Origin of the sequence: Vibrio zhugei (genome assembly GCF_003716875.1) — a bacterium.
GTDB classification, from domain to species: Bacteria; Pseudomonadota; Gammaproteobacteria; order Enterobacterales; family Vibrionaceae; genus Vibrio; species Vibrio zhugei.
The window spans coordinates 853214-872248 of the sequence record NZ_CP033078.1 but is presented as its reverse complement, the minus strand read 5'-3'; the positions used below and the strand labels follow the sequence as shown (position 1 = coordinate 872248).

The window sequence follows — 19035 nt, the reverse complement described above, 5'->3', positions numbered from 1 at the left end:
CCATAACTATTTTAAAGGTAATGATTTTATGGCAAGTGTAGGTATCTTCTTTGGGAGTGATACAGGCAACACTGAAGCAGTTGCAAAAATGATCCAAAAACAGCTTGGTGAAAAACTGGTTCATGTTCAGGATATTGCAAAAAGCAGTAAGGAAGACATTGATAACTTTGATCTTCTACTGTTAGGCATTCCGACTTGGTATTATGGTGAAGCACAATGTGACTGGGATGACTTTTTCCCAGAACTGGAAGCGATTGACTTCTCTGGTAAGTTAGTCGCTATCTTTGGCTGCGGAGATCAAGAAGATTATGCAGAATACTTTTGTGACGCAATGGGTACCGTACGTGACATTGTTGAAGCCAAAGGCGGCATGATTTTGGGTGAGTGGCCAACGGAAGGTTACGAATTTGAAGCGTCAAAAGCCTTAACCGATGACAGCCATTTTGTTGGTTTGTGTATCGATGAAGACCGCCAGCCTGAATTGACCGATGAGCGAGTGAAAACTTGGGTCAACCAGATCTACACTGAAATGTGTTTATCTGAATTAGAAGACTGATGGTATTGGCACTGCCCCAAGTGCGATTGGGGCAGTGCATCAATCACTCTCGTTGACTTCCCCATCGATAATGGCGTTTGCGTTACTGAACGTCAGGAAAGTCGAAGTCTTTGACTCCATCTGTGCCGTTATCAATAGAGAATCTTCTGGGCCTCTATCACGGTGATTGACCTATTTTTTCCTTTCTTGACCTTTATCCGCTTTTCTTTACTGAAATCCACCTAAAAATAATTCACTCAATCATTCCATTTTTGATATGGTCATTGGTGGATACCGTACGAATTGTAATATTATTATTGACGACACTATGTTATAGAGTATCTCAGTATTCACTGAGCGATGGTTCTGAAGATACGGTAGGTGTGCAGTTTCATTTTGATTACCCCTTTTAACTTCGTGGTTTAATGTTTAACACGACTCCACTATAATAGGTGTCACACTGACTTCTGTTATTAGTGCAGAGCATCAACGGGAAACTATATGTCGGATAACAACCAAGCGCTAAAGGATGCTGGCCTCAAAGTCACACTTCCACGGCTAAAAATTTTAGAAGTACTACAGCAACCTGAGTGCCAACATATTAGTGCTGAGGATCTGTATAAAAAACTGATCGATCTTGGCGAAGAAATTGGCCTTGCAACGGTTTATCGTGTACTAAACCAATTTGATGATGCAGGTATTGTGACCAGACACCACTTTGAAGGTGGTAAATCGGTGTTTGAATTATCAACGCAAGAGCATCATGATCATCTTGTTTGCTTAGATTGTGGTATGGTTATCGAATTTAATGATGAAATGATTGAACGTAGACAGCATGAAATTGCGGAACGTTTTAACATCAATCTCACCAACCACAGCCTGTATTTATACGGTAAGTGTGCAGAAGGATCTTGTAAAAACGATCCCAAAGCTCACGATGCAAAAGTATAAAAAAAACCACCGTTACGGTGGTTTTTTCATTCTGTCCCATGAAAGACTCAATCTTATAAATAATCTCTCATTAAGATTTCAGCAATCTGAACGGCATTGGTTGCCGCACCTTTTCGAACGTTATCAGCCACAACCCATAAATTCACACCACATGGGTTACCGATTTCATTACGGATGCGTCCCACCATAACGGTGTCTTTACCGCCAGAGTCGCGTACTTGAGTTGGATAATCGTGCTCGTCAAAGACCTCAATACCTTCCGCTGCTTTGAGCAATTCAGTCACTTGCTCAGCATCTATGGGCATACGCGCTTCCACGTGAACCGCTTCTGCATGGCCGTAGAACACGGGCACACGGACGCAAGTTGGGTTAACGCGGATGGAAGGGTCATTAAAAATCTTCTCTGTTTCCCACACCATTTTCATTTCTTCTTTGGTGTAGCCATTTTCCAATAAGTCATCAATTTGTGGAATACAGTTAAACGCGATCTGCTGACTGAATGTTTCCGCTTCCGGTGGCAAACCGTTCAATAATTTCGCAGTTTGGCCTGCCAACTCATCGATACCCGATTTGCCAGCCCCAGAGACCGACTGATATGTCGAGACATTAATGCGATCAATCCCTACTTCATCATGAATCGGTTTCAGCGCAACCAGCATTTGAATGGTGGAACAGTTTGGGTTGGCGATGATGTTGCGGTTACGAAACTCAGCGATGGCTGACGCATTCACTTCTGGGACCACAAGCGGTACATCAAACTCATAACGGAACTGTGACGTATTGTCGATAACCACCACACCTTCGTCTGCCGCAATAGGAGCCCACTCAGCAGAAAGTTCGCTTCCCGCGGAGAAGAACGCAACTTGAACTTGTGTCCAGTCAAATTCGTTCACATTTTCAACTTGAAGTGATTTACCATTGAAGCGATAGATTTTACCTTCGCTGCGCTCACTGGCTAATAGAAACACATCACCGATGGGTAAATCGCGTTCCTTTAATACGTCAAGAATCGCTTCACCGACAGCACCTGTCGCACCTAGGATGGCGATATTAAATTTTTGGCTCATTGTTTAACCTCAATATTGAAACCTAACTTCGCAAGCGGTGCTAAATTGCACGTGGCATCGCCTACGAGGGTTAACGCGCTATATTCGCGTCTATCCCAATACTGCTTACGCATGGCATCAAATGCGCCCTCTTTAGGCATTACTCGTCTAAATAAAGCGTCATCTTTACGAACATCGTAAATCAGTTGGGTCAGTGAAAACAGAGTTGCTTCATCCCACGAGCGTGCTAAGTGCACCTGTGGTAATGGGGCAACCGGCAACAACTCATTCGCCTGAGCCTGTTGGTTCACACCAAGAAATTCGCAGTAACTATTATAAATCATTGTAGTGCCACGTGCTTTGCCCTCTAGGCCATAGCCAGCAATGTGTGGCGTGGCAAAAGCAAGTAGCGGTAAGAGAGTCATATCCACTTGTGGTTCATACTCAAAGACATCCAGTACGGCAGTAAAGCCGTCGCCTTTTTGCAAGCGTACTTTTAACGCAGCATTATCGACAACAGGACCACGAGCGGCATTAATTAAAATCTGATCCGGCCTTAACTGAGCCAGTATACGCTCGTTAATCAAATGATACGTGGGATACTCGCCATCCACCGTCAGTGGCGTGTGAAGCGTGATCACGTCGGCTTTTTCTAGTAACGTGTCCAGAGGGGTAAACTCACGGTTATCACCTAACGCTTGTTTGGGTGGATCATTAATTAGCGTGTTGATACCCACGCCAGATAACGATTCATGCAAGTAACTCCCCACTTGCCCAGCCCCAATGATCCCGACCGTCTTATCAAAAACAGAAAAGCCTTGCTGCTGTGATAAGACCTGCAATGCACTAAATACATATTCTGCTACACCGACTTTATTACACCCAGGCGCCGCAGTAAAATGAATGCCTTTTTCTTCAAGCAGCGCTTGATTCACATGGTCTTTCCCCGCCGTCGCGGTTCCCACGAATTTCAATTTATTCGCTTTGGCCAGTAGGTCAGCATTCACTTTAGTCACAGAGCGAATCATTAACGCATCCACATCCACCAAATCTTCAGCGGTTAGGCTGCGGCCTGGTTTTAAAATCACCTCGCCTAGCTGACTAAACAGTTGTTCAGCATAGGGCATATTTTCATCGATTAGAATTTTCATCATGACTCATACTCTTTAACAATGAAATCATTGTGCAAAAAAGCCGGCACAGTGTCGAGAATAAAAACGCCCGGCTCCTCTCGGTAGCCGGGCATAATGAGCTGTGTCGTGTGTAAAATAGCGTCATCACCTAAGTAACGTATTTCACTCGCGCCACATGCGACTCATCGGCGCAGACGTTTAGCCTTGGTATTTTTTCATCACCAAAGTGGCATTCGTGCCACCGAAGCCAAAGCTATTCGACATAACCGTGTTTAGCTCTTGTTCACGGGTTTCTGTCACGATGTCTAGACCGTGCGCCGCTTCATCTAGCTCTTCAATGTTGATACTTGGAGTCACAAAGTTGTGATTTAGCATCAGCATTGAATAAATCGCTTCGTGAACCCCCGCAGCACCAAGTGCATGACCGGTCATCGCTTTTGTTGCAGAAATCGCAGGACTGTTTTGACCAAAGATTTCTTGAATCGCGCCAAGCTCTTTCACATCACCAACAGGAGTTGATGTGCCGTGCGTGTTGACGTAGTCGACAGAGTCAATGCCTTGCATCGCCATCTTCATACAACGTACGGCGCCTTCGCCTGATGGCGCAACCATATCGTAACCATCCGATGTCGCACCGTAACCGACGACTTCGCCATAGATGGTCGCACCACGCGCAAGCGCATGCTCAAGTTCTTCAAGTACGACCATACCGCCGCCACCAGAAATAACAAAACCATCACGATTCGCATCGTAAGTACGTGACGCTTTCTCTGGAGTATCATTATACTTCGTTGAGAGAGCCCCCATACCGTCAAACATAATAGACGACGTCCAGTTCAACTCTTCACCACCACCAGCAAACACAACATCCTGCTTGCCTAACTGGATAAGCTCCATGGCGTTACCGATACAGTGTGCTGACGTCGCACACGCTGAACTGATTGAGTAGTTAATGCCGCGAATTTTAAACGGTGTCGCAAGACACGCTGATACCGTTGACGCCATTGTACGCGTTACCATGTATGGTCCAACACGCTTTACGCCTTTTTCACGCGCCGTATCCACTGCAACCGCTTGGTTAAAGCCTGATGCACCACCAGAGCCGGCAATGATACCAGTGCGATCGTTCGACACTTGTTCAGGAGAAAGACCCGAGTTCTCAATCGCTTGCTCTAATGCTAGGTATGCATATGAAGCCGCATCCCCCATGAAACGCATCCGCTTGCGGTCAATATGCTCAGCTGGGTTGATCTTCAGGTCACCCCAAACTTGAGAACGTAAACCATGTTCTTTAAATTCCTCAGAAGCGGTGATACCTGATTTGCCTGCTTTTAGAGACGCTAACACTTCTTCGACGTTGTTACCGATACTTGAAATAATCCCCATACCGGTGATTACGACTCGTTTCATGTGACATTCCTATAATTCAAAATTCTTTCTAATGATAACAGATTTCTAGTAACAGAAGTGGTCAGCTTTCCTATAAATCCGTACAATCACCTATATTCTTACCGCAGCGTTAGCCAAAATGACCATGACTACTTCTATTACCCATGCACATCTTGACTGGAATGAATCAGGGACCCCTGTTTCGGACCAATTCGATGATGTCTACTTTTCCAATGTCAATGGACTCGATGAAACCCGTTATGTTTTTCTTACTCAAAACCAACTGCCAACACGCTGGGAGCATTACCAGCATCCTCGCTTTGTCGTTGCGGAAACGGGATTCGGCACGGGGTTAAATTTCTTAGCGCTTTGGCAATGGTTTGAGGCTTTTCGCCAAAACAATCCAGAAGCCCCACTCCAATCTCTGCATTTTATCAGTTTTGAGAAATACCCACTAACAAAAGACGATTTAATTAAGGCTCATCAAGCATGGCCAGAATTAGCCGAATATGCCACTCAACTACAAGACCAATATCCGCTCGCCATTCCTGAATGCCATCGCATGATTTTCGCCGACGGCCTGATCACTGTAGACCTCTGGTTTGGCGATATCAAAACCTGTTTGCCCTCAGTACCCACACCAGAACACGGCTTGGTTGATGCTTGGTTTCTCGATGGTTTTGCACCGAGTAAAAACCCAGATATGTGGAGCCAAGACCTCTTCAATGGCATGGTGCAACTTGCGAAGCAAGACTGCAGCGTCGCCACCTTCACCGCCGCTGGTTTTGTGAGGCGCGGCTTGATTGAAGCGGGCTTTGACATGAAAAAAGTCAAAGGTTTCGGCACCAAACGCGACATGATTGTTGGTCATTTAGCCCATAAAAAACCCTATACCAATATCCACCCATGGTTCGCGCATCAAGGTACAGACAACCTGCACGATGTGGCGATCATTGGCGGTGGTATTGCCAGTGCCTGTCTTGCCAATGCACTCATTCATCGCGGTATAAGCGTCACGCTCTATTGCCAAGATGAAAAGCCAGCGTGTGGGGCGTCCGGTAACCGCCAAGGCGCACTTTATCCCTTACTCAATGGCAACCATGATGATGTCTCTCGAGTATTTGCTCCGGCGTTTGTCTTTGCTCGTCAATTCCTTAATCAAGCAGCGCAGCATTTTGATTTTGCACATAGTTGGTGTGGTGTAACACAATTAATGTGGGACGAAAAATCGGCGAAAAAGCTACATCGCTTACTGCAAGATCAGTTCGACCCTAATCTCGTGCATGGTTTAAATGCTCAGGAAACCGATGCGATAACCAAACAACATATTGGCTTGCCCTCGGTACATTACCCACTCGGTGGCTGGCTTAGCCCAGAGCAGTTGACCACGGGCTTATTACAGCATTTACAACAACGCGGCCTCGTCGTTCATTATCAATGCCCGATACAGTCACTCGATTGGCAAGAAGACTCTCAGCACTGGCATCTCGATGATGGGAGCACCACAAGACCACACCAAGCGGTGGTCATCGCGACAGGCCATCAATTTGATCATTTCACACAAACACAAGATCTGCCGCTCGGTAAAGTAAAAGGTCAAGTCAGTCATGTACCGACCAATGACACGCTAACGGAACTGCAAACGGTATTGTGCTACGACGGATATATGACTCCCGCGGATCCCGTTACCCAAACGCATTGCATTGGAGCCAGCTATCACCGCAATCAAACGGATACGACGTTCGAGCCTCAAGCACAAATTGATAATGTGAAGCGCTTGCGTCACTGCGTACCACAACCTTGGACGGAGACGGTGGACTCCAGTGATAACTGGTCACGTCAGGGAGTGCGCTGTGTCAGTCGCGATCACTTACCGTTTGTCGGAAATATCGGTCGTTTTTCTCACATTATGGCTGACTATGCCGATCTTCATACCATGGCGCCGCAGGATGTAAAGCCCGTTGCCAGCTACCCTAACCTCTATGCCTTTTTAGGCCTTGGCGCACGCGGGTTAACATCGGCTCCGTTACTCGGTGAAGCCTTAGCCTCGCAGATGTGCCAGCAACCGATGCCTTTTCCCGTCGACGTACTGGAAACATTACACCCCAGCCGAATGTGGGTGCGAAAATTGAAGAAAGGCAAAGCGATCGTACGTCGTTCAAGATCGAGCCATAAGTAACAACCTCACCAACGGCAAAAAATAGCCCCGACCTCATTCGGTCGGGGCTATTTTGTCTCAGACAAACCACGTTTGGTGCGCTTACTATGCTTTGAGTTTGTTCACCACCGCTTTCACTTCTTTGTCCAGTTCAGGGTTAATCATTTGCCCTTTCTCCAGATCAAAGTTGTCATAAAAACTCGGGACGGATAATGACCCCACTACGTTACCGGCAAAAAACGGCGCAGACGTGACCGCGGCCGATAATGATGACTGAGCCCCACCCTGACCAGGAGAGGTCGCCAAGTAGATGGCAGGAATATTACGAAACACCTGATTATCAATCCGTGTCGCCCAATCAAATAAATTCTTATACGCTGCGGGATAATGCCCATTATGCTCCGCAAAAGAAATCACTAACGCCTCTGCACTGGCAATGTCATCCAGAAATGCCTGAGCCCCCTCTGCATGACCGATTTCCCGTTCTTTGTCCTCACTGAACATGGGCACAGGATAATCATTGAGATCGAGCACGGTTACATCAGCCCCTTCAATCTGATTGGCCGCATATGTCGCCAGTGCTTTATTAATTGATCGTGAGCTCGTACTTGCTCCATAAGCAATCACTTTCATTTTCTACCCTCATGTCGGTGAACTCGTCCTTATACTGTAGCACTCTCCCTGTCACCCACAAGGAACCGCCACAAATAGCACGAAGGAAAGACTTTACTTATGCGGTACGCGCTAATAAGTTGTGCCAAACGCGTTCAACGATAGCCTGATCTTTCGGGGTTAGCTCAGAACGTGTGTCATGCAGACTCGCTTCAATGCGACGTTTAAGTACCTCAACATCCGTGATACCTTGTTCTTCGCAATCGGCCGCAGACAAAGATATATGGCCACGCAAGTACCCTCCAGCAAACAGTTCATCCTCGGTTGCCGTAGCGTAAAGCTCGTCGATCATATTCAACATTTTTTCTTCAAATTCAATAATCATCTCGTTCTCATTATTTCACTATAAATTGCTCAGCGTGCAGTGGTGGCGTTTGATAAAATACCCGTAAAGCATGTGATAACGCGGCTACGCGAGGTGGCAAACCAACCTCAAGAATATTCAAGACTTCACGATGCACACGCTGCATAAATTGCACTCTGTCAGGCTCACACTCACCATTTAAGTTGTCACAACTGACGGAGAAAGCAAAGCCAGCACTCATCGAGAGAATCCACTCATAGGCTTGAGGACGCACCTCGACGGCTTCAAATTTCGCTTGAACGTCTGCGGTTCGCCCGTCCGGCTCATACCAATAACCAAAGTCCTCTAACAAGCGTCGTTCAGGTCCAGCGACAAGCCAGTGAGAAATTTCATGTAATGCAGAGGCATAAAAACCATGAGCAAAGATAATACGATGATACGGCTCGTTCTCATCCGCAGGGAGATAAATCGGTTCATCTTCTCCTTTGACTAACTGCGTCTGATATTCAGCCATAAACGTCTCATTAAAAAGACGAATTAAGTCTGTGATTTGATGGGTCATAGGTTTACGGTTGAGGTTATATCTCGATTAGACACGTGCATTGTCCAGATTTTTACGCAGAGGTAAAGGGAAAACAAAAAGACGCCGCAATGCGACGCCTCTCGATTGATTCCGAGCAGTTATATCTGTGGTGTGGCAGACTGGACGCCACTATTTTGACCACGATGGCGCAATAGATGATCCATTAATACGATGGCTAACATCGCCTCCGCAATGGGAACCGCACGAATACCGACACACGGATCATGACGACCTTTAGTGATAAGCTCGGTCGACTCGCCCTCTTTGTTAATCGTTTCACCCGGAATGGTGATACTCGATGTGGGTTTCAGCGCAATATTTGCCACGATGTCTTGGCCACTAGAAATGCCACCTAGGACACCTCCCGCATGATTGCTGTTGAACCCTTCAGGGGTCAAAATATCACGGTGCTCACTGCCTTTTTGAGAGACCACCGCAAAACCGTCACCAATTTCCACACCTTTCACCGCATTAATACTCATTAATGCATGCGCAATATCGGCATCCAGACGATCAAAGACAGGTTCGCCAAGGCCTACAGGCACTTGAGTCGCAACCACTTGAATCTTCGCACCAATCGAGTCACCTTGCTTTTTAAGATCTCGGATTAATGCATCAAACTCTGGTACTTTATCAACGTCAGGGCAGAAGAACGCATTATTTTCAATTTCGCTCCAATCCACCTTATCGATCGACACATCGCCCATTTGGGAAAGGTAAGCGCGGACTTCAATACCAAACTCTTGCTGCAAATATTTCTTGGCAACCGCGCCAGCAGCGACTCGCATTGCGGTTTCTCGGGCTGAAGAACGGCCACCCCCACGATAATCACGGACACCATATTTTTGGTGATAGGTATAGTCAGCATGCCCCGGACGGAATTTATCTTTGATATCAGAATAATCTTTAGAGCGCTGATCCGTATTTTCGATCAGCAAACCAATGGATGTGCCCGTCGTTTGTCCTTCAAACACCCCTGATAAGATTTTTACTTCATCCGGTTCTCGGCGCTGGGTCGTATAACGTGATGTTCCTGGACGACGGCGATCCAAATCTCGTTGTAAATCCGCTTCACTTAATGCCAAACCTGGAGGACACCCATCTACGATACATCCTAGTGCGATACCGTGACTTTCTCCGAATGTCGTCACTCGAAAATGTTGTCCGATACTGTTTCCTGCCATGCGTTCCTCGATCATTAGCACTTATCAGTCAAAACCAATAAGCCGCATTACTCTATTATTCGTAAATCAATAGTGGCGTTATTACGATTTGATGTAAAGCCCTAATTCACGTGAGCCCCTGACGGCAGAAACAAAAAACGCCAGTCATTGACTGGCGTTGTCGCAAAGCTCATCGGGCTTTAGTCAAGGTATAATGAAAACTCATCAGCACACTCAACCAGTTGCTCTCGTGTCAACATAAAGACACCATGCCCACCATTTTCAAACTCGATCCAAGTAAAAGGAATATGCGGATATTGATCCATCAGGTGAACCATAGAGTTTCCGACTTCACAAATCAAAATCCCTTTTTCTGTCAGGTATTTCGGCGCATTCGCTAAAATTCGGCGTACCAGCTTCAAACCATCCGTCCCCGCGGCTAACCCCAGTTCCGGTTCATGACGGAATTCATCGGGCAAGCTGTCCATATCTTCCGCATCAACATACGGCGGATTAGATACGATCAAGTCATATTGAACTTCTGGTACATCGCGTAATAAATCCGAACGAACCGGAATGACTTGCTGCTCTAGACCGTGTTCCTGAATGTTTTGCTCTGCCACTTGCAGCGCATCAACCGAAATATCGACAGCATCAACTTCCGCATCTGGGAATGCATAGGCACAGGCAATCGCAATACATCCACTGCCCGTACACAAATCCAGTACGCGCTCAGGCGTTTCCACTAGCCAAGGCTGAAATTGGTTTTGAATCAACTCACCAATGGGAGAGCGCGGTACAAGAACACGTTCATCCACAAAGAATTCTAAACCACAGAACCACGCTTTGTTGGTCAAATACGCAACGGGCGTATGTTCATTAATGCGCCGAATGACCCGGTCTACCACGCGAAGACGCTCACTACTGGTCAAACGTGAATTCAATACATGCGGAGGCACATCAATCGGCAAGTACAGTGTCGGTAAAATCAGTTGAACCGCTTCATCCCACGCATTATCTGTACCGTGACCATAAAATAAGTGAGCTGCATTAAAGCGGCTGACCGTCCAGCGAATCATATCCTGAAGCGTATACAGTTCAGAAACCGCCTCATCAACGAAAATCTTATCCAAATTTGCCTCCAAAAAGCGCTACAATACTGCCAGTTATGATTAATATAAGTTTAACTTCCCTTATGAACAAAAAAGACACCGACGGAAAGGATCCAAATGAGGTTTTTGCCGATGACGATTTCGCTCTCTTTCGGGACGCAGTAAAAGGCGTAAAAAAGTTTCATCAGGATACCATAATCCAGCAACCAATAAGAAACCAAAAACAGAAAGAAATTCGTCGGCAAGCTCGTGAAGCCACAGATAACGACTTCTACTTTTCCGATGAGTTCACGCCCATGCTCAATACGGACGGTCCCATGCGTTATGCACGAGCGGATGTGTCGAAATACGAAGTGAAAAAGTTACGCCGCGGGGTGTATGCACCGGATGTTTTTCTGGACTTACATGGCGTGACCCAAGATCAAGCTAAGCGTGAATTAGGTGCCATGATTGCCTATTGTATTAAACAAGGGGAAATTTGCGCGTGTGTGCAGCATGGTATCGGTAAGCACATTCTCAAACAAAAAGTACCACTATGGCTCGCACAACACCCCGACGTAATGGCTTTTCACCAAGCGCCGCTTGAATTTGGTGGGCATGGTGCGTTATTGGTCCTGCTGAACGTGCCGGATAAATAGATCACTTAGTAACGCATGTCTGGTGGAATCGGCATATTGTCTTCGTTGAGCTTAGGGCGCTGGCCACCGCGGCGCCGATATTGCTTAAGCTGAAAGACATAGGCCAATACCTGAGCGACTGCAATAAACAAATCATCAGGAATTTCTTGCTCCAGCTCGGTCGTATGATACAGCGCCCGCGCTAACGGTGGCGCCGCCACGATGGTAATGTCATGCTCGCGAGCCACTTCTCGAATTTTCATGGCCATATGATCGACCCCTTTCGCTACGACTATCGGCGCTTTATCCGAGTCTTGCTTATACCGCAACGCGATAGAAAAATGCTCAGGGTTGGTGACAATCACATCGGCTTGAGGCACATCCGACATCATTCTTCGCTGCGCCGCCTCACGTTGCAACATACGAATACGACCTTTTACCTCCGGCTTACCTTCGGTATCTTTATGCTCATCTTTGACTTCTTGCTTGGTCATTTTCAACTGATTGGCATGCTGCCAAATCTGAAATGGAATATCGATCGCCACCACCACGAGCAACGAACAACTGATCAGCAACACAAAATTCATCAATATATCGAGAGCATGAAAGATATTTTGCGGGAAGACATCAAACGGTAATTGGAATAAATCGTCTTTGGAACGCACGATAAGAAAAAAAGCCATCCCAGCGACTAACGAGACTTTGAGAATGGATTTAACGAGCTCGACTAAGCTTTGTACGCCGAACATACGCTTAATCCCAGCCAGTGGGCTCATTTTGGACAACTTAGGTCGCGCTGCTTCGGCAGAAAAGCTGATCCCTCCTAAAGCGGAAGCACCAATGAGTGCAGCAATGAATAGGGTCAACAGTACTAGGAATACGGGGAAAAACAGATGGGTGATCGTCCCTTCCGCGATTTGAAATAATTTATCAAGATCGAAGATTTCATTACGACTTAACGAAAACATTCGTTTCATCGTATTAAATAACCCTTGCGCTAATGTCTGTCCAAACCACATTAGCGATACGGCTCCCACCACCAACACCGATACTGAGGCAAGCTCTTTAGAACGGGCAACCTGGCCCTTTTCTTTGGCTTGCTCCTGCCTTCGGGGGGTGGCGTCTTCGGTTCTTTCTTGACCGTCGGATTCTGCCAACTCCGCCTCCTAGATTAGCAACTCGCGCGTATTAAACGGCACAATTGTGCTTCGCCCTGTTGCCAGTATACTTCATATTGATGATATAGCCCGCCAACTAAATACCAGCACAGTAATAGACCGACTAATAGCGCAAAAGAAAAGCCTAAAGAGAAAATATTTAACTGCGGAGCCGCGCGTGTCATGACACCAAACGATAAATTGATCGTCAGCAGTGCAACGACCGCCGCCAACGACATACGTAAGCCAACTTGGAAAATATAACCAAGCCACTGAGCCATTTCACGAAAATCAACCACACTCAATGAGCCATCGCCGATCGGTAACGTTTTAAAGCTGATGACCACCAGATGAATCATTTCAAGATGACCATCACTGACCAAGAAAAATAGCGTCGACAGAAACATGAACAACTGACCGAGCAAAGGCGTGCTTTGACCATTGGCGGGGTCAACCATCGAGGCAAACCCCAAACTCGATTGCATCCCAATAATTTGCCCAAGTAGAACAAAGGTTTGTATCACAAACTGAGTGACCATGCCCATGCTCACACCAATCACTATCTGCTGAAACGTGATCATGAAACCGCGTAATGATACCACTTCAATCGACTGAGGCACTTGTGGGATCGCTGGCATCACCGCTAAGGTGATAGCCAAAGATAAGTAAAGGCGGATGCGCGGTGAGACAAAACGAGCCCCAGTGACCGTCATGACCATTAACATGGCCGATATGCGCGTAAACGGCCAAAAATAGTTCGCGATAACATTAATGATGGTATTTTCATCAAAAACCATGGGGCATCCTAATGTAAGACATCCGGTAACCGGTCAATCATGGCATAGAAAAATTCCATCATGGTTTGGGTCATCCAGTGTCCAAAAAACATCAATGCCAGCAGCGTCACAATCAAGCGGGGGAGAAAGCTTAAGGTTTGTTCATTGATGGAGGTCGCCGCTTGGAAGACCGCAACCACTAAGCCGATTAATAGGCTGGGTACGACGATCGCACACACCATCATCAGCACCATCCATAAGGCCTGACGAAAGAGTTCAACGAACATTTCAGGTGTCATTGCGTCTCCTTAAATCACATCACAAAGCTGCCAGCTAAGGTCGAGAGAATTAAATTCCATCCATCCACAAGCACAAACAACATAAGTTTAAACGGTAACGAGACAATCATGGGGGATAACATCATCATACCCATTGCCATCAAGACCGATGCGACCACTAAATCGATGATCAAAAAAGGTAAAAACAACATGAAACCAATTTGGAACGCTGTTTTTAGCTCAGACGTAATAAAGGCTGGAATTAAAATCGCCATCGAGACATCTTGTGGGTCATCGACTTTTGCCCCAGCAATATTCACGAACGTTTCTAAATCTTTTATGCGCGTTTGCTTTAGCATAAACGATTTCATCGGCTGCTCTGCCAAATCAAACGCCTGACGCGCATTAATTTTTTCATTTAAATAGGGCTGCAAAGCGGTGTCGTTAATCTTATTAAACACGGGGGACATAATAAAAAACGTCAGAAACAAAGAGATGCCGATGATCACTTGGTTCGATGGTGTTTGTTGCAGCCCCATCGCTTGTCGTAATATCGACATCACCACGACGATACGAGTAAATGACGTCATCAAAATGACAATGGCCGGCAAAAAGCCGAGCAACGTCATCAGCGCTAATACTTGCAACTTAATCGAGTAATCTTGGCTACCATCAGGATTGGTATGCATAGTCACCGCAGGAATACCACCACTGCCATTGGTGATCGACATAGACCGAGAGCTGCCGCCAGATGAGGTATCGACACTGTAGGTTTGACGGCTCGATGCTCCATCTTCTTGCTGGGCATGCGATAATACTGGCATCATCGCCAACATCATGCCTAACAGCAGACTCATAAGCATCGTCATCGGCCAACGTCCGTGTTTATTTTGAAGTCGTATTGTCATGCTTTTTCAGTAACCGAGTGAATTGTTGGGCAAAAGGGGTCATCACCGCCTCTTCTTCCGTTAGTGGCTGTTCCAATTTAGAGATCAATTGAATGGATTGGGTCGTCGACCCCACAAGAAACTGTTCGCCTCCCGCTTCAATGATCATAATGCGCTCTTTTGTCCCCACCGGAATCTGACGCACAATACGTAGACCTTTCTGCTGTCCCATGGTTGGAATACGCATACGCTTAAGAAGCCACCCCAAAAAAACGATCAACGCTAAGACAAACAGAAGTGAGCCAATCCCTGTCGCCATATCGAATTGACCGGCTTGAGCCGTGTCTGCCCAAGCCGGTACTGGAATAAGCAACAAGCTTATGCGTTTTTTCATCACTATCTCAATTTCTTAATACGTTCAGTTTGACTGATAACATCGGTTAAACGAATACCAAACTTATCGTTGACCACCACCACTTCACCGTGCGCGATCAACGTACCATTTACCATGACATCTAAGGCCTCACCGGCAATACGGTCAAGCTCGACCACCGAACCTTGGTTTAATTGTAATAAGTTACGGATACTGATCTTCGAACGCCCAACTTCCATCGAAATGGTCACCGGAATGTCCATAATCGAGTCTAACTTACGGCGCTCATCATCACTGATCGGCGATGAGGTATCTTTTAAATCGTCTAACGGCGCTGCTAGCACCTCGTCTACGTCGATTTCAGGCGCACTGGGATCTTCACCGAGAGCCGCTGCCCACTCATCCGCCAGCTTTTCGTCTTCGCTCTTTGCCATCTCTTGCTACCTTTGTCTTAATCTAAACCAGAAAAGTGTTGTTGTTCATTGCCACTTTCATTGTCGTGCTCTTCATCCTCAAGTTCAGCCATAATGTCTTTACTTAAAAATGCCAGATCCGTTTTAACCACATCCGGGCGACGAATCTTCTCAGAAATCTGTACGGCTAATTTGTCATTGGATCGCCCCATCTTCACTCGATAGGTCGGCAATTCTTCTACAAACATGGTCGCATGTTCTGGCATGTCGATGGGGATCACATCGCCCGGCTGCAGTTCCATGAGATCGCGTAAGGCAATGTCTTTTTCTAATAAGTTCACTCGAAAGTTCACCGGAACATCCATAATCTCATCACGTAATGCCGAGCTCCAGCGTACATCGGTTTCCATTTTATCGGACTGCACACCAGCATCAAGCAATTCACGGATAGGCTCAACCATGGAATACGGCATCACGACATGGAAGTCGCCACCGCCGCCATCCACTTCAATATGAAAGGAACTCACCACGATCATTTCCGTTGGGCTGACAATATTCGCCATACTTGGGTTCACTTCCGAATCCAAATATTCGAACTCAACCCCCATCACGGGTGACCATGCCTCTTTATAATCACCAAAGACAATTTTCAGCAATAATTGGATCACGCGCCGCTCTGTCGGAGTAAACTCACGCCCCTCAATCCGGGCATGGTAGCGTCCATCACCGCCAAAAAAGTTTTCTACCAAAATGAAGACGAGACGAGCTTCCATCGTGACCAACGCCGTCCCTTTTAACGGTCGAAAACGCACCATATTCAAACTGGTCGGGACATATAGCGTGTTTTGATATTCGCCAAACTTCATCATTTGCACGCCGTTGATCGACACCTCTGCGGTTTTGCGCAGCATATTAAATAAGCTGATGCGTAAATGACGCGCAAACCGTTCATTAATAAGTTCGAGAGTCGGCATTCGCCCACGAACAATGCGGTCTTGTGACGAGAAATCAAAGGACATCGACTCCGCTTGCGACTGCGAGTCGTGATCATCCTCTTCATCATCTACGCCATCAACACCGTGTAATAGCGCATCAATTTCGTCTTGGCTTAATAGATCCGTCACATCTCACCTATTGCATTACAAAATCGGTAAATAACACACGTTCAATCACCGGAGACCCTACGGCCTTACCAAGTGCCGTTTTGATGTCATCGGTCGCCCGTTTCCGTAATTCAACGCGTCCAGTCGGGCTGCGCAGTTGTTCTAACTTGGCGGCAGCAAACGTCGACAATAATGTGCTTTCAATGAGAGGCGAATGATAGCGCGCTAAATTTTCATTTTCCGCGCCCCTCACCATCAATTGCACTTTAATTTGCACCATACGGCTACGTGAATCACCACTGACATTAAAGACGAAAGGCTCCGCTAAATTAACATAAGAAACCGGCATCTGCGGTTTTTGGGCGGCTTGCTGCTCACTCTTTTCAGCCTGAGCATCAGAATCATCGCCGCCCATGAGGAAAAATGCAGCACCACCGCCCCCTAAGAGCAACACCACAACGGCAATAATGATAATCAGTAGTTTGCTTTTGCCTTTTTTCGGCGCGTCTTCGTCTGCCATATCTATCCTAAGTATTTATATCATCAGTCATTAATGCATTTTACGCATAATATGAAATTCCATCACGCTTTGATGCGACATTCAAATCAAGTTTGATGTCTCCATCAAAGTTTTCTTGCGTTCCCCCAGCAACCCCACGACCAGCTTGGCGTTGAGATTGAGATTGAGATTGGCCACCATTTGCCGATGCAAAACTTTGCTGCTGGCTGCCACCGTCTTGTTGAACAGAAGTGCCGCCTAATTGAACCCCTTGCTGAGACAGCATCTCCCGCAAACGAGGCATCGATTGCTCAAGCGCATCCCGTGCATGATGGCTAGCCACGGTGAAGTGTACGGTAGCCCCACCGTCATTATTCATCTGCATTTTTATATGCATTTTACCCATTTCAGGAGGGTCAAGGCGAATATCGATACTTTTTAAGTTCTTAGACATCATCATATGAACTTTTTCCGCCACCTGATCAGCCCCATCTTTTGATAATTGTAGCTGAGGTGACGCCGCTTGCTGGGTACCATCGACTTTTTGTGTTGCCGATAGCGATTGTCCGGATGCCGACGAAAGTTGGGCAGCAAGTGAACTTTCTGGCGAAGATGTCCCGCGCTTAGCCCCTTTCATTTCAGTCATGGCGTTCAGCGCTTTTTCGCTCAACCCTTTTTCTATCACATTGCTCGGAGCCCCTTTCGCCGCATTCGTCGCCATCAAAGAAGCCGCCACCAGTGGGTTCGCTCCTTGTCCTAATGGCGAGGCCGTGGTCTGCTGTTGGCTTTGAGATGGAAGACCTGTTGCCCCCCCGTCCTGTGGTGTGACCATATTACCTTGGGGCGAAAGTTTATGTTCGCTCATGCCCGTTTGAACGGTCACAGATGCTGACTGCGTCTGAATCGGACTAGGCTGGGCGCCTTTGTGCAGCGCATAACTAACCCCGCCCCCTTTCTCAGCACTCGCTGTAGCCGCATTGGTCATAACAACAGGCTGATTAGGCGAAGCATGATGACTCACTCCCAGAGAGGCCGTTTCACTCTCTGTCATTTCGTCTTGCTTAATACGCTGTGCGACAAGTTGTTTCTTCAAGTCGCTTTCCGACAACTCAGGGTGCTGCTTTTTCAGTGCGACTAACTGAGCCAATTCTTTTTGACTGATAGGACGTTCTGCGAATGTCGTTGATTCGTCCTCTTTGCCCGTGTGAACCAGCTTGTTTTTCTGCAAAGCAGGCGCAACAGGTTCAGCCGCGGTCACGCCGACCTTTTGTGGCAAGTCTTTGCCATGGGCTACCTGTGACGCGGGTTTGGTTAACGTCTGATTCGCTTGCTGTAACTTGCCAAGCAACTGCTTACCTTCATCCATCGCAGCTGGAATATCCGTTTTATCCGCATCGCTAGACTGCGCATTCTTTGCAGATGCAAGCGCAGGCTTCGCGGTCATAACATCCGGCATTTGCTGAATAATGCTTTTCAGTTCGGCAACCTCAATCCCTTGTTGATTTGCGACTTTACTTAATTCTTTTTCAGTGAGATGTTCTAGCTGGTGCTTGGTCCAACCTAGCTTCTTTAAGGCGGCCATCGGATCATTCCCACCGTCGCTCGCCTTCGCTTGCAGCAATTTGCCTGCGATCTTACCTTTAGTTTGCTCGGAAGAACCGAACATTAAGGCCGTTAATTTATCAAAAAAACCACTCGCTTCACTGGTCTCTTTTTTATCACCCTTAGAAGCGCCGCTTCCAGTAATCTCGGTGCCTTTAAGACTGTCAGTTGACTGAGATGTGTTAATATTCATATCGTTTTACTCACGCTAATCAAGTCGTCATGAAGTCCCATAGACATGCCGTGCATTGGAACTCGATAAGAAACCACTGTGTCTGTACTTC

At 46.8% G+C, this 19035-nt stretch carries 21 protein-coding genes; 4 read left to right on the top strand and 17 right to left on the bottom strand.

Annotation, left to right across the window (positions count from 1 at the left end):
* Positions 1-28: 28 nt before the first annotated feature.
* Positions 29-556, top strand: a complete 528-nt coding sequence (gene fldA / locus EAE30_RS09335; protein ID WP_123015657.1) for a flavodoxin FldA — start codon at positions 29-31, stop codon at positions 554-556.
* 480 nt (positions 557-1036) lie between these two features.
* Positions 1037-1486, top strand: coding sequence for a ferric iron uptake transcriptional regulator (fur, locus tag EAE30_RS09330; protein WP_123015656.1), 450 nt, complete (start codon positions 1037-1039; stop codon positions 1484-1486).
* A gap of 53 nt (positions 1487-1539) precedes the next feature.
* Here fur and EAE30_RS09325 read toward each other — a convergent pair whose 3' ends face one another.
* From EAE30_RS09325 to fabB, 3 genes are all read right to left on the bottom strand, one after another.
* On the bottom strand, positions 1540-2553 hold the full coding sequence (locus EAE30_RS09325) for an aspartate-semialdehyde dehydrogenase (protein ID WP_123015655.1): 1014 nt from the start codon (positions 2551-2553) through the stop codon (positions 1540-1542).
* Complete coding sequence (locus EAE30_RS09320; RefSeq protein ID WP_123017316.1) at positions 2550-3683, bottom strand: 4-phosphoerythronate dehydrogenase; 1134 nt, start codon at positions 3681-3683, stop codon at positions 2550-2552. Before EAE30_RS09320 ends, EAE30_RS09325 begins: the two co-directional genes overlap by 4 nt.
* A 180-nt stretch (positions 3684-3863) precedes the next feature.
* A complete protein-coding gene (gene fabB / locus EAE30_RS09315) occupies positions 3864-5075 on the bottom strand; it encodes a beta-ketoacyl-ACP synthase I (RefSeq protein ID WP_123015654.1) in 1212 nt (403 codons plus the stop codon).
* Between the two features lie 118 nt (positions 5076-5193).
* On the opposite strand from fabB, the gene mnmC reads away from it, so the two are divergent.
* Entirely contained in the window at positions 5194-7233 is a 2040-nt protein-coding gene (gene mnmC, locus EAE30_RS09310) for a bifunctional tRNA (5-methylaminomethyl-2-thiouridine)(34)-methyltransferase MnmC2/FAD-dependent 5-carboxymethylaminomethyl-2-thiouridine(34) oxidoreductase MnmC1 (protein ID WP_123015653.1), read from the top strand.
* Between the two features lie 84 nt (positions 7234-7317).
* Here mnmC and EAE30_RS09305 read toward each other — a convergent pair whose 3' ends face one another.
* From EAE30_RS09305 to prmB, 5 genes are all read right to left on the bottom strand, one after another.
* Positions 7318-7845: an NADPH-dependent FMN reductase gene (locus EAE30_RS09305; protein ID WP_123015652.1), complete on the bottom strand. Its 528-nt coding sequence runs from the start codon at positions 7843-7845 to the stop codon at positions 7318-7320.
* A 97-nt stretch (positions 7846-7942) separates the two neighbouring features.
* Entirely contained in the window at positions 7943-8209 is a 267-nt protein-coding gene (locus EAE30_RS09300; RefSeq protein ID WP_123015651.1) for a YfcL family protein, read from the bottom strand.
* 10 nt (positions 8210-8219) lie between these two features.
* The gene (locus tag EAE30_RS09295; RefSeq protein WP_123015650.1) at positions 8220-8750 is read right to left on the bottom strand and encodes an elongation factor P hydroxylase; all 531 of its coding nucleotides are present in this window, start codon (positions 8748-8750) and stop codon (positions 8220-8222) included.
* Between the two features lie 119 nt (positions 8751-8869).
* On the bottom strand, positions 8870-9955 hold the full coding sequence (gene aroC / locus EAE30_RS09290; RefSeq protein WP_123017315.1) for a chorismate synthase: 1086 nt from the start codon (positions 9953-9955) through the stop codon (positions 8870-8872).
* A gap of 179 nt (positions 9956-10134) precedes the next feature.
* The gene (gene prmB / locus EAE30_RS09285; RefSeq protein ID WP_123015649.1) at positions 10135-11067 is read right to left on the bottom strand and encodes a 50S ribosomal protein L3 N(5)-glutamine methyltransferase; all 933 of its coding nucleotides are present in this window, start codon (positions 11065-11067) and stop codon (positions 10135-10137) included.
* Between the two features lie 62 nt (positions 11068-11129).
* Between prmB and smrB the strand changes: the two genes are divergently transcribed.
* Positions 11130-11684 carry an endonuclease SmrB gene (gene smrB / locus EAE30_RS09280; protein ID WP_123015648.1) on the top strand — a complete coding sequence of 185 codons (555 nt, stop codon included), beginning with the start codon at positions 11130-11132 and terminating at the stop codon, positions 11682-11684.
* A gap of 5 nt (positions 11685-11689) precedes the next feature.
* On the opposite strand, the gene flhB is transcribed toward smrB, so the two are convergent.
* The 9 genes from flhB to EAE30_RS09235 are packed head-to-tail and all read right to left on the bottom strand — an operon-like array spanning position 11690 to position 18944.
* Positions 11690-12820, bottom strand: coding sequence for a flagellar biosynthesis protein FlhB (gene flhB, locus EAE30_RS09275; protein ID WP_123015647.1), 1131 nt, complete (start codon positions 12818-12820; stop codon positions 11690-11692).
* Positions 12821-12834: 14 nt separating this feature from the next.
* A complete protein-coding gene (fliR, locus tag EAE30_RS09270) occupies positions 12835-13617 on the bottom strand; it encodes a flagellar biosynthetic protein FliR (RefSeq protein ID WP_123015646.1) in 783 nt (260 codons plus the stop codon).
* A gap of 8 nt (positions 13618-13625) precedes the next feature.
* A complete protein-coding gene (gene fliQ, locus EAE30_RS09265; RefSeq protein WP_077311567.1) occupies positions 13626-13895 on the bottom strand; it encodes a flagellar biosynthesis protein FliQ in 270 nt (89 codons plus the stop codon).
* A gap of 14 nt (positions 13896-13909) precedes the next feature.
* Complete coding sequence (gene fliP, locus EAE30_RS09260; RefSeq protein WP_390259267.1) at positions 13910-14731, bottom strand: flagellar type III secretion system pore protein FliP; 822 nt, start codon at positions 14729-14731, stop codon at positions 13910-13912.
* 28 nt (positions 14732-14759) lie between these two features.
* Positions 14760-15155: a flagellar biosynthetic protein FliO gene (gene fliO / locus EAE30_RS09255; RefSeq protein WP_123015644.1), complete on the bottom strand. Its 396-nt coding sequence runs from the start codon at positions 15153-15155 to the stop codon at positions 14760-14762.
* A gap of 2 nt (positions 15156-15157) precedes the next feature.
* A complete protein-coding gene (gene fliN, locus EAE30_RS09250; RefSeq protein ID WP_123015643.1) occupies positions 15158-15568 on the bottom strand; it encodes a flagellar motor switch protein FliN in 411 nt (136 codons plus the stop codon).
* A 17-nt stretch (positions 15569-15585) separates the two neighbouring features.
* The gene (gene fliM / locus EAE30_RS09245) at positions 15586-16671 is read right to left on the bottom strand and encodes a flagellar motor switch protein FliM (RefSeq protein ID WP_123015642.1); all 1086 of its coding nucleotides are present in this window, start codon (positions 16669-16671) and stop codon (positions 15586-15588) included.
* Positions 16672-16678: 7 nt separating this feature from the next.
* Positions 16679-17170, bottom strand: a complete 492-nt coding sequence (gene fliL, locus EAE30_RS09240) for a flagellar basal body-associated protein FliL (RefSeq protein WP_123015641.1) — start codon at positions 17168-17170, stop codon at positions 16679-16681.
* Positions 17171-17210: 40 nt separating this feature from the next.
* Positions 17211-18944, bottom strand: a complete 1734-nt coding sequence (locus EAE30_RS09235) for a flagellar hook-length control protein FliK (RefSeq protein ID WP_123015640.1) — start codon at positions 18942-18944, stop codon at positions 17211-17213.
* Positions 18945-19035 lie beyond the last annotated feature (91 nt).